This window comes from Spirochaetota bacterium (genome assembly GCA_017999915.1).
In the GTDB taxonomy this organism is placed as follows: Bacteria; Spirochaetota; UBA4802; order UBA4802; family UBA5550; genus RBG-16-49-21.
In genome coordinates this window covers 204,844-216,672 of sequence record JAGNKX010000010.1, presented here as the reverse complement: position 1 = coordinate 216,672, position 11,829 = coordinate 204,844, and the positions used below count along the sequence as shown (strand labels likewise).

Annotated in this window: 12 protein-coding genes; 7 read left to right on the top strand and 5 right to left on the bottom strand. The window is 53.7% G+C overall.

Features of this window, described 5'->3' with window-relative positions:
* Positions 1–111: 111 nt before the first annotated feature.
* The 3 genes from KA369_15715 to KA369_15705 all read right to left on the bottom strand — a co-directional run bounded on the left by KA369_15715 (position 112) and on the right by KA369_15705 (position 3,394).
* Positions 112–897, bottom strand: coding sequence for a UvrD-helicase domain-containing protein (locus KA369_15715; protein ID MBP7737428.1), 786 nt, complete (start codon positions 895–897; stop codon positions 112–114).
* A 94-nt stretch (positions 898–991) separates the two neighbouring features.
* Positions 992–1,825: a hypothetical protein gene (locus KA369_15710; GenBank protein ID MBP7737427.1), complete on the bottom strand. Its 834-nt coding sequence runs from the start codon at positions 1,823–1,825 to the stop codon at positions 992–994.
* 129 nt (positions 1,826–1,954) lie between these two features.
* Entirely contained in the window at positions 1,955–3,394 is a 1,440-nt protein-coding gene (locus KA369_15705) for an MBOAT family protein (protein MBP7737426.1), read from the bottom strand.
* 282 nt (positions 3,395–3,676) lie between these two features.
* Here KA369_15705 and KA369_15700 point away from each other — a divergent pair, with 282 nt between their 5' ends.
* The 7 genes from KA369_15700 (at position 3,677) to KA369_15670 (ending at position 10,730) form a co-directional block, all read left to right on the top strand.
* Positions 3,677–4,057 (top strand): hypothetical protein, encoded by a 381-nt coding sequence (locus KA369_15700; GenBank protein MBP7737425.1) that lies wholly within the window; start codon positions 3,677–3,679, stop codon positions 4,055–4,057.
* Positions 4,058–4,086: 29 nt separating this feature from the next.
* Positions 4,087–4,965 carry a MaoC family dehydratase N-terminal domain-containing protein gene (locus KA369_15695; protein ID MBP7737424.1) on the top strand — a complete coding sequence of 293 codons (879 nt, stop codon included), beginning with the start codon at positions 4,087–4,089 and terminating at the stop codon, positions 4,963–4,965.
* Between the two features lie 178 nt (positions 4,966–5,143).
* On the top strand, positions 5,144–5,749 hold the full coding sequence (locus KA369_15690; GenBank protein ID MBP7737423.1) for a hypothetical protein: 606 nt from the start codon (positions 5,144–5,146) through the stop codon (positions 5,747–5,749).
* Between the two features lie 163 nt (positions 5,750–5,912).
* The gene (locus KA369_15685) at positions 5,913–6,989 is read left to right on the top strand and encodes a DUF2339 domain-containing protein (protein ID MBP7737422.1); all 1,077 of its coding nucleotides are present in this window, start codon (positions 5,913–5,915) and stop codon (positions 6,987–6,989) included.
* The gene (locus tag KA369_15680; protein MBP7737421.1) at positions 6,964–8,925 is read left to right on the top strand and encodes a DUF2339 domain-containing protein; all 1,962 of its coding nucleotides are present in this window, start codon (positions 6,964–6,966) and stop codon (positions 8,923–8,925) included. The genes KA369_15685 and KA369_15680 overlap by 26 nt, the downstream gene beginning before the upstream one ends.
* A 122-nt stretch (positions 8,926–9,047) precedes the next feature.
* Complete coding sequence (locus KA369_15675) at positions 9,048–9,683, top strand: ankyrin repeat domain-containing protein (protein MBP7737420.1); 636 nt, start codon at positions 9,048–9,050, stop codon at positions 9,681–9,683.
* Between the two features lie 24 nt (positions 9,684–9,707).
* Positions 9,708–10,730, top strand: coding sequence for a pentapeptide repeat-containing protein (locus KA369_15670; GenBank protein MBP7737419.1), 1,023 nt, complete (start codon positions 9,708–9,710; stop codon positions 10,728–10,730).
* On the opposite strand, the gene KA369_15665 is transcribed toward KA369_15670, so the two are convergent.
* Together KA369_15665 and KA369_15660 are read right to left on the bottom strand one after the other, a co-directional pair.
* Entirely contained in the window at positions 10,703–11,302 is a 600-nt protein-coding gene (locus KA369_15665; protein MBP7737418.1) for an epoxyqueuosine reductase QueH, read from the bottom strand. The two genes, KA369_15670 and KA369_15665, sit on opposite strands and share 28 nt — an antisense overlap.
* An 83-nt stretch (positions 11,303–11,385) precedes the next feature.
* Complete coding sequence (locus KA369_15660; GenBank protein ID MBP7737417.1) at positions 11,386–11,739, bottom strand: hypothetical protein; 354 nt, start codon at positions 11,737–11,739, stop codon at positions 11,386–11,388.
* Positions 11,740–11,829 lie beyond the last annotated feature (90 nt).

The window sequence follows — 11,829 nt, the reverse complement described above, 5'->3', positions numbered from 1 at the left end:
CGAGGGGAATCAACGTGCCTTAAAAACGTGTATGAGGAACTACTCCTACGTTTCACCTGAGTATAGCCAAATGTATCTGGATGAGTTTTCGGCTTTGAAGGCTATCAAGGTTTATGGGTTAGTGAAGTTGGCCGAAGTGAGGAAGTTTGGGGAATCGAGTGCAGAGATCACGGCGAATAGATTGCGCTCCCGGTCGGGAAGCAGGAGCTTGAGGAGCCTGATGTTTTCATCGGAAACGTCCTGGAACTCATCGACGAAAATATACCGGTACCGGGCAAGGACACCGGCACGCACCGCGCCGTTACGCTCCAGAAGTTCAATGGCGCGCATCATCATATCGTCATAGTCGATGAGGCCCCTCCTTCGCTTGGTTTCCCGGTATTCTTCTCCGAGATTAGCCAGCTGCACGCCGAGGCCCGATCCCTCTATCTTCCTCTTCTTCCATCCGTCGAGACGGCCCCTCCTCATCATGAGGTCATGGATGACCCCGGCGGGCACGCCCATGAACCTGTCCATGTCCCGGCGGATCAATTCCATCAGGATAGCCTTGCCGCCCTCATCATCCACGACGGAAGGAAACCGCGAAAAACCGCCGGCCTCCATGAAAGCCTCACTGTTCCGCCTGAGAAGATCGAAGCAGAAGGAATGAAAGGTCCCGGCCGTGATCTCCCTGCCGCGGCCGCAGCGCAACGCCACCCGCTCGCGGAGCTCTTCCGCCGCCTTGCGGCTGAAGGTGAGGAGAAGGACGCCGGAGGGATCTATCCCCAGCTCCCCCATGACGTTGACAACCTTCTCCACCAAGGTCTTAGTCTTGCCCGTGCCCGCCCCGGCCAGGACAAGGCTCACGCCGGTATCGGCCCGGGACGCACGATACTGTTCCTTGTTTAATTCAGTCATACAGTGGTAAACGAACGGGAAGGATGATCGTAAAAAATTTTTTTAAAAACGGATCCAGCTATTATTAAACCGCGGGAACCCCGAACATCAGAATTCAGATGCGCCTCTGATCGGTTATCAGATTCGCTTCTATTAATTTATCTATGATCATTTTCGTACGATGTTCAGCGCCTTTATTCGTCAAATGGAATGTCGTATCGGCAAACAGCTCGTAGTCATAGGCGAAATCCCCGGGTGTACCTAAAACTGTCACATTAGTTTTCGTCCTCAAGATATGATAGAGATCATCGATTTTAATCTTATTGTTCAAGTACTCATGCCGGGGAAATGCCGGGAAAAAAAGGACGAGCTTCGCGCCTTTTGATGTTATTAATCGGTTGTTCCTTTTTAATACTTCTATTCCACGATTCGATATTAATGCCGGAAGTGTCCTGTTGTATCCATCTATTTTATCATAGGGGCGGAATATCTTTGATTTAACTTTATTCATATCGCCGCTATTATCGAAATATACATCATAAAAGTAATACCCGTTGACGAACATGTTTTTAATATTCAAATTTACCAGGCGGGTATAGAGTATCACTGTTTTTGACTGGAGTAATTCATGAACATCCCTGATTAACTCCGCGGGATTATTGTAATTAACAATATTGCTATAATCATACGCCAACCCCCACTTTTTCTCATAAGCATTATAATCATTTAAATCCAGGGAACCATACTCAGGAATCATAACGACAATATCGCCGTTTTTAATATACATCCTGATATTATTAAAGGTGAACTCCGATCTCAATCCATAAAACAATCCGAGATTGATTGATTTATAACCGGTTTCATTTTCAATTCTCTTGCAATTGACTCCCGATGCGGATCCGCTCCCGCCAATAATAATGATCCTGCTTTTACTCGCCGGTTCCGCCAATATCCGATATTGGTTGAAAATCGAGCCCAACGAATGGTCAACATTAAAAGGGACAAAAAAACAGAGAACCAGAATACCAATTATAATAAAAAAAAGGATCAGAGATTTAATAATTAATTTTTTCATTTATTAAAAATTGAAATATATGAATTTATTATCGCCGAATTTTCCCACCAGTATAACGCTGAGAAGCGTTATAACGTAGAACGACCACCGGGCCGCCGTGGGCTTTGCTAGCAGATAGGACCGAAGCTTTTCATTCTTTTGAACATTTTGAATGAATTCCAAAAAAATGATATACACCAGTATTATTAAAACCTGGGTCGTATCTATGTTATAATCAAGATAATGCGCCCCCCCCGTGTTTTTAAACATGTATGTAATATATCTCCAGGCTTCCTTTATGGAGCCGGATCTGAAGAATATCCATGCGAAGGTAACCAGAATAAACGTATAAACGATCTGCAGGCATTTATGCAACCGCGGGACCCTGTGCAGCGATATCAAAGCAGCCAGTCGTTTGTTTACATTGGCCAGAAGAATTCCGATTATCAACAATAGACCATGAATCATGCCCCACACAACGAATGTCCAGTTGGCCCCATGCCACAGACCGCTTAAAAGAAACGTGGCAAAGAGATTCCACAAACGGCGCGCTTTCGTTACGCGGTTCCCGCCCAGCGGAATGTAAACATAATCACGGAACCAAGTGGAAAGGGATATATGCCACCGCTGCCAGAACTCCCTCAACGAACGGGAATGGTAGGGAGTTTCAAAATTCCACATCAGGTCATATCCAAATAATTTGGCTGAACCTATGGCAATGTCGGAATATCCGGAAAAATCGCAGTAGATCTGATAGGAATAAAAAACAGCTGAAATAAACAGCGCGGTTGATGAGAATACCCGTGGATGATTAAAAATCGGCTCAATAACCATTGCAATCCTATCGGCAATGACGATTTTTTTTAATAAACCCCAGGCAATTAAAATCAGACCATCAACGAACTTTTCATAATCGAAACCCTGCCTCGTTTTTATCTGGGGCAGCAGCATCGATGAACGGGTTATGGGACCGGCAAAGAGCTGCGGGAAAAAAGTGACATACAACGCGAAATGGACAATGTTTTTTTCAACCTCTCTTTGCCTTTTATACACATCGATGACATAGCTCAATGCCTGGAATGTGTAAAAGGAAATGCCCAGGGGCAGCAGTAATTGCATGGGCGGGGTATTAATGTTCAGATTATGATGAAAAAGTAAATTCAAATTGCCGATTAAAAAATTCGAATACTTGAACACCAGCAAAAAACTTATAATACCGATGATGCTTATGGTAAAAATATAATTTCTTTTTGAATCATACGAATCGTTGCCGATCAACAGACCGGCTCCATATCCAAGCAATGTTATAGCGACAATTATTGCTGCATATTCCGCCTTCCAATATATATAAAAGCCATAGCTTGCCAGCAGCAGGAAATAAGGTCTAAATTTATATGGCATCAAAAAGTAGAGACACACTACAGAAGGCAGAAAAAGCATGTATTCTATTGAGTTAAATTGCATGGTTATGCAGAAAACCGCTCACAAAATTATTTAGAATCCTGATCGTATCGCGTACGGAAGCAATTCAAAACGTATTTCACGGAAAACAGTATTTCAGATGAGGCCAGCCTATGCATATACTGCAGTCGGCAGGATGTTTACATTATTAAATCTCAACTGGAAATCAAGAAGAAATTTTAAAAGAATGTGAAATATCACCCGGGACCCGCATCGGCGAACATTATATTGAAAAAATCTCTTGCCAAAACAAATCATACATTGCAATGATAATACATGAGAATCATGCCACTCAACCTGATGATGGCTTCAGCCGTGGCGATAATCATGGCATTCTGGGCCTGCTCATGTTCTGAATCGGCAGCTGATCCCCGTTGCGCGGAGCTGGAGAAACGATTCGACAGGGTCCTTGGCGCCGCCGGCGGCTTATGCTCGGCCGATTCCGACTGCGCCTGCTACGGACAGTCCACGACGGCGTCAAAGTGCGGCGGCGTAACCGACGGTAAAGCCGCAGCGGCACTTGCGGCAATCGGGAATGAGTTTCATGCCCTGAAGTGCCCGCGGAATTACCGGTGCGCGCCATGGAAATGCGTTCCCGTCTGCCATAAGGGGAAGTGCGTGACCGATCTCTTGAAAAGATCGATGGAAAAGAATCCAGGCAGGTAACAACATCATAGACATTACAGGAGATGCCCATGGATAGGAACAATCTGTCCCTGCTAATCGCCATGCTGCGCCATTTGAAATACGACACCATGAACAGGGACATGGTCGGCCACAGGATCACCCGGGAGTTCCCTCCCATACGTCACGACGACATCTACGTCTATGTCGACGCGACCCTGGACAATCCCCGTCGCTATGACGGCGAACGCTCCATCGCCCCGCCCTTCTACATGTCGCGCCTCCTCTATCCCATGTTCAAATATTTCCTCGTCAACCGTGACCTGCACATCAACCTGTTCCGCATGGTCCACGGCCAGCAGGAAGCCCACTGGCACCGGCCGATCAGGATTGGCGATGCCCTGCGCATCGAGATGTCCGTGGACTCCATCGTCGACACCCCCGCTGGAGAGATGGTGAATCTCCGGACGAAAGGATTTATCGTGAACGACTCAGACGCTCCGGCAATGGAGGCCGTGACCGGATTTATCGTCAGGAAAAAAACCGGGGCGTCCCACGGCGCGAAACAGGAAGAGACAAAGCCGGACGAGGCCTTCAGAGTGACATTTAAAACACGGGAGGGCCAGCAGCTCACGTACGCCCGTGTTTCCGGGGACACGAACTTCATGCACACCAGCAACGTTCTGGCGAAGCTGGCCGGCCTTCCCCGGACAATCCTCCACGGTGTCTGCCTGGCGGCCATGACCAGCAACGCCCTCCTGGACCATGTCCTGCGCGGCGACATGGAGCGAATCAGGGGATTTTCCGTGCGCTTTGCCCGTCCCGTGGTCCCCGGCGACACTCTCACCCTCATCGGCTACGAATCGCAGACCAGGGGCGAGATCCGCTTCGAGGTGTTCAACCAGCGTGACCAGGCCGTGATCAGGAACGGCATATTCTGGCACAATTAATTTATTTCTTGCCACGGTTAAGGCTGCCGGATATTTCTCCTGATAGGGCTGATGTATTGATGATTTAAAGGATTGCAATTTAAAAAAAAGCATTCCGAAAACCATCGGCCAGGAAACAAAACACGAAGAAAATCGTCTTATTACTATTACGCCATATTCCGGCTTATTAAGGGTAATTATGAAAACATACGTTATATTGACATGCCTCCTCGTCGCAGCCATCACCGGTTACAGCTTCGGGGATTGCATATCGGGTGATTGTAAAAACGGCCAGGGGACCTATACGTATACCAATGGCGATAAGTATACGGGCCAGTTCAAAAAAGGGAACAAGCACGGAACGGGAACCCTGGCATTCGCGGCAGGCCACACCTACACCGGCGAGTTTAAAAACGACATAATGCACGGCCAGGGGACCATTGCCTATTCCGATGGCGAGAAGTATGAGGGCCAGTGGAAAGAAGGCAAGCTGCATGGAAAAGGGACCTATACATGGCCCAACGGCGACAAATATGTCGGCAAGTTCAAGGATGGCCGTAGGAGCGGCAAGGGGACGATAACCTTCGCTAACGGCGCCAAATATGTCGGCCAGTGGGAAGACGGAAAGAAGCACGGGATCGGCACCATGTACAATCCTGACGGAACGATTGCGGACAAGGGCTACTGGAAATACGACGTCCATGTAGGAACATTCGCGGAATATGTCAAGGACCGCCTGTCGAATTTTTCCGGGATCGGCGGTATGAGTTCCTCCGGCGGACCAATGGCCGCGCCGTCAAAATAAGATCGGCAAGCCGTAAGTATAACTTTTTACATTCTCACCCCCGGGACCGGGCCCCGGCGCTTCAAGATCTATGCCATAAAATACTTGCATATTATTTAACAGTCCCTTATAATCACCTCCGTGTCAGTCTATCGCGCCTCACATCATCAACGGGAGTGCGGTCATGATAAACCAGAGCGAGATCACCGAACTGCGCCGCAGAGTCGACGCCCTGCAGCAGGAGCTTGATTCCATCAGGAAACAGCTCGGCGAGCCGGGAGCGAAGGAACCGTCCCCGATGGAGGCCGCAGCGCCGCCGGAAACCCCTGCTCCGGCCCCCAGGCCAAGGAAAGAATCACGGATCGGCCTTTACATCAAGACAAAGGTAGTGCCGGAATTCGAGCCCCTGGTTGGCGGCAACATCCTGGGCAAGCTGGGGCTCCTCACCCTGGTTCTGGCCACGGCGTGGTTCATCAAGTACGCCTTTGACAGGCAATGGATAAACGAATCGGGAAGGATCTACACCGGCCTTATCGCCGGCTTTGGCGTGACTTCTTTTGGATTGCACCTGGCCCGGGGCCGCCTCCGCATCATCGCCCACTCGATCATCGGCACCGGGTGCGCCATCCTCTATGTCGCGGTCTTCGGGGCCTACTATTATTACGGCCTTCTCGGCCGCGAGGAAACCTTCATGGCACTCTTCATATTGAGCGCCTGCATCGCCCTGGTGGCGGCCCGGGCCGATAGCCAGATACTCTACATCTTCAGCCTTGCCGGCGCGTTCCTGGCCCCGCTCCTCATGTCGCGCGGTGAGAACTCGTACCGCTTCCTCTTCGGCTACATCGCCCTCGTCAACGCGGGATACCTGGCGATCAGCTTCAGGCGTTACTGGCGCGTCGCGCCCTTTGTCCTGCTCGGAGCGGATACCCTCGTCTACGCCATATGGGCCGCGGAAAACCTCCACCGGAGCAGCTTCACGGTGCCGTTCCTGTTTATCCTGTACATCTTCCTCCTGTTCATGGCCGTTGAGACCGCCGTGATCCCGCGCGCCAGGGCCGCGGTAAGCAGGGCGAGCCTCGTCATCATTCCCGCCGCCGTAACCATGTTCCTCTGGCTGGGCATCTGGACCGTTAACGAGTTCCATATGGGCCTCAGGCCGCATTTCATCCTTTTCGTTTCCGGAATGCTGGCATTATCGTATTACATATTCAATATTTTCGCACAGGGAGCCGCCCATGAAAACACGGATGATAATCATTAGGTCGATGATGGTGCTTTTCTTCATCGTGACGCTCTTCGCGGCGATCACCGATTTTGCCGAGGGGAGGTACATCACCGTCTCGTGGATCGTCTTCGCCGGCGTGCTCTCGGCCATGGGCGCCTTCTGGCGGTCCCGGGAGTGCCTGTTCGCGTCGCTCCCCTTCTGGACCGCCGCACTGATCCGCCTCTACTTCATCGAGGCGACCCCTGTCGGCTTCATCCTCCTGTTCAACGCGCGCTTCTTCATGTTCATCCTGGCCGCGTTCCTTCTGGGCGCCGCATACGTCATCCGCAGAAAGGAGCCCCTGGGGCCCTACATGATCGGCTTCGCCGTTGCCGCCATGGTCACGATCATCATCGGGAGCCTGAAGGAAAACTACAGCTTTGTGGTCGACCGCCATTACCGGAACCTGGGGTATTCCTACGTCCTGTCACTCTACGCCGCGCTTTTTTTCGCCCTGGGCCTCATCATGAAGAACAAGATGCTGCGCATCAGCGGCATAGCCCTGGCCGGACTGGTGGTCCTCAAGTTCTATCTCCACGACATCTGGACCATGAGCAAGCTCGTGAAGATAATCGCCGGATTCACCCTGGGCATCGCCATGGTTGCCCTGAGCATCGTGTATCAGAAATTTCGTGACAGGATATTCCCGAAGAAGGGCTCCACCGCGGCCATTGTCGCCGCGGCCGCGCTGTCGCTCCTCGGGTATGATTTCGGACCGGGGTCCGCCGCCGCAGCGGCGGAGACTTTCCGCGCCTCCAGCTGGCACTATTACAAGGCCATCAACGCCGCCCCCCGCGGCGCCGACGCGCCTGCCCCGGTGTACGGGAAGTTTTCCCTCGATGACGAGATGATACGCTACGGCAGCAGCGCCGATTACCGCGTCACCTGGAACGGCCGCCCGCGCCCGCACATGACCAGGATGACACTGGACGATCCGAAGCTCTCCGGGAGCACCGTGCCGGAGGTCATTTTCCGCCAGGGGGACAACACCAGCGCCACCTACGTGCTGAAGCTCCCGGACCCGCCGGCCGGCGCGGAGTACAACGCCCTTGAAATCGGCGCGGTGAACCAGTTCGAGGCCTCGGCCCTGGTGGAAATCGGGAAGAAGGCGGGAGAGTGGGAATCCTCCGGGAACTACGCCGTGTTCAGCTACCAGGGGACCAGGAACAACATGATCAGGCTAGCCATGGGGGACAGGCGCTTCCTGCGCATCCGCATCAACGCGCGCCAGGATTTCACTTTTCCGAAAGCGTACTACACTGCGGCGCGGAAGCAATCCTATTATATCATCCGCGTCCCGATGAAATCGATCACCAGAGACAGGGACAGCGACATCCAGGGAAGCGTGTACTATTACGAGAACAGCGGGCGGAAAAAGATAAGCCGCCTGGTGATGGCCTTCACGGAAAAGCGCTACAACCGTCTCATGGAGGTGTACTCCATCGCGCCGGGGAACAAGAACTATTACCGCGTCATGGCCGCGAGACTCTCCCGCAGCGGCGGGGACCCGGCCGAGCAGGTCATCGATATGAACCAGCCGGTGACGGGCTCCCTCAAGCTGGTCGTCATCGACAAGGACGACGTGCCCCTCACCCTCGCGTCCCTCACGGTCTACGTACCCCGGGAGGAGCTGGTCTTCGAGCTGCCGTCCCGCGATGAATGGAAGGGTGGCGGGACCCTCAGGCTCTATTACGGAAACCGGTACAGCCTTCCCCCGGCCTATGACATACCCTCCACCTTCGACCGGAAGCTGCCCATGGCCGAATTCACGGCCGGGCCGCAGAAAAAGAACGAGGCCTTCGCCTACTCCGCCCTGGAGCCGCCGGTATCGACATGGATCATCCGTATCGTGTTTCTGCTGGGGCTGGCGGGACTCGCCTACCCGGCGTGGCGGATACTGAGGCATTATACGGCCGAGGGGATGAAATCGTGACGCTGCGCGACCATTATTGTAATTGACTTTTACCGGACATAATCAATTATACTACAGAAAGCCGCGGGACGGACATGACCGACGTCCCGGGCCGCCGACAAACACTGCCATGGAGCATTCCGATGAACAAGGCCCTGATATCATGCATGATAATGTCCTTCATCATCGCGTCCTGTGTTAAAAAGTCTGAATTCAACAGGCAACTCATCGCCGCCGTCGTCAAGGGCGACATCGCCAGCGTGAACGAGCTTATTGCCAGGGGAGCCGACGCGAACGCCCGGGAAGAGGTAAATCCGGGTCGGACGGCCCTCGTCATCGCAGCGGAGGAGGATTATCCGGATATTGCCGCCGCCCTGGTCAAGGGCGGCGCCGACGTAAACGCACGGAGCAAGGACGGATCCACCGCGCTCATGAACGCCTCCGCGGAAGGCAATACCGATATCGTCAGGCTTCTTCTCGCCAGGGGAGCCGACGTGAACGCGGCCGATAACGCCGGGCAGACCGCCCTGATCAAGGCGGCGGCCGACGGACAGAAGGAAACGATCGAGATCCTCGCGGGGAGCAGCGCCGACCTCAACAGTGCGGACAAAGCCGGCCTCACCGCGGTCATGAAGGCCACGATGAACGGGCACAATGAAATCGCCGACATGCTTCTCAAAAAGGGAGCGCGCATGACCGACCAGGACAAGGAGAAGATCCGGGAAGCGGCGCGCATGAACACCCAGGGCGAAGAAGTAATCGATTCCGAGAACAAGTAGTGAAACTGTGTTAGAGAAGGCGCCATGATCCGAAACACCCTTACCGCAATAACCATTACCGCCGCCATCTGCGGCCTGTCAGCCTGCATGCTCGCGATCGGCGGGAATAAAAGCGATTACAATTACGTCATGCGCGGGGATACCGAGCTCAGCAACGCGGAGCTCCGCGGCGCGGAACTGGCGGGCGCGAAACTCGAGGAGGCCAACCTGAGCAACGCGAACCTTTCAGGGGCCAACCTTTCAGGGGCCAACCTTATCGGAGCGAACCTCAGGGGAGCCAACCTGAGGAGCGCCGACCTGAGCGGTGCGCAGCTGAACGGCGCGAACCTCGCCTGGGCCGACCTCTACAAAGCGAACCTCAAAAACGCGAACCTGAACAAGGCCCGCCTTGTCCGCGTCAACCTGGCGCGCTGCAACCTGCAGAACATACGCCTGAAGGGAGCGGTCCTCGCGAAATCTAACCTCTCCGGCGCCGACCTGGCGGGGATCAACCTCAACGGCGCCGACCTCACGGGAGCGAACCTCGCCGGCGTCAACCTGGCGGAGGCTGACCTGGGAAGCGCCGGCCTCTCCTGGGCCGTGATGACGAACGCCAATCTGCGGAAGGCGAGCCTCGCCGGGGCCCTGCTGGACAACAGCGACCTGTCCGGGGCCAGTATGATCTGGACCGACCTGGAAGGGGCCGTCATGAAGGATTCCTGTCTCAGGAACGCGAAGCTTGAAGGGGCGCGTCTGATAAGCGCCGACCTGACGGGCGCCGACATCCAGGGCGCGAGCCTTCCCCAGGCGAATCTTTCCGAGGCGAAACTTCAGCACGCGAACCTGATCAGCACGAACCTGCGCGACGCCAACTGCCACAGGGCCGGGCTCCAGGGGGCTAACCTCAACAGCGCCGACCTGACCAAGGCCAACCTCGACGGCGCGTCCCTGGAAAACGCGGAATTGACCAACGCCGACCTTGCCGGCGCCCGCATTGAGCGGAAATGGAAAAAAATGCTTGAGCGTCAGAGGGTGAGAAACTACGACAAGATCCGCTGGGTCAATTGACCGGGCCCGCCCTTACGCTCCGCGCGGGCCTCGGCCTCTTGCTTTGAATAGATGCAGCCGCAGTAATTCTGGCGGTAAAATTCATACACGCGGGACAGCTCCACGCTGCGTCGGTAGCCGTCGTTCTTCTTGAAGTCCCCCTCGATGAAGGCTATGCCGAAGGAAGCTTCGAGCTCCTTCCCGATGCCGTTTATCATGGCCGCGTCCTTGTGGGGGCTGACGGACAGGGCCGTGGTCACGGCGGCTATCTTCATCTCCCGGGCCTTCCGGAAGGATTCCTCAAGCCTGAAGCGATAGCATTCCCAGCAGCGCCGCGACCGCTCCCCGAGGCCGCTGTACGGCTCGACGCGGGCGGTCCACTCCCGGTCGTTATAATCGCCCTCGACAAGCCTGAAACCCTTGATCCGGCCGAAGCGCTCCAGCTCCGAAAGACGCCGGTCGTATTCGCTCCGCGGCGCGATGTTGGGGTTGTAATAAAAAACGGTCACGTCGCGGCTTTCGGCGAAAAGCTCGTGAACATAGCTCACGCAGGGGGCGCAGCAGGTATGGACGAGGAGCGAGGTATTTTTCACGGCATGGTCCGTTGGTTCACTATTAATGAAAATGCCCCCTCGACAGGGGGGCATGATCAGGAACATCTGTTGAATGCAAACTCCTACTTCAGGTATTTGTCCATAAATGATGATAATTTATGGACCTTATCAGGGTTGATTTTGCTGTCAAGCCATAACAATAGCTGCGAGCGCACGCTGTTGTTGTTGCATTTGCAGTACTCATGATGAATGACAAAACGTGCGATTTCAAATTTCACCTGGTCGAGGATGTCCTCCGCCAGCTGCAGGTTGGACGGATTGGGCCCGAGGATTTCGCATATTTTTACAATGATTTCATGCTTGTCGATTTCCTTGAGCTCATGACAGCAATCCTCGCCGAAAATTGAATTTGCCAGAAACACATCATCGCCATCACCGATATAAGCCCTGTTTACCTGGGTACCTTTATTGATCATTACAGCCTCCCACACATTCTCTCTGTTTATGCAAGCTTAAATCAATACTAGCGTCCCCTCAGACTGTTTTTGCCCATCAGCGCACAACAA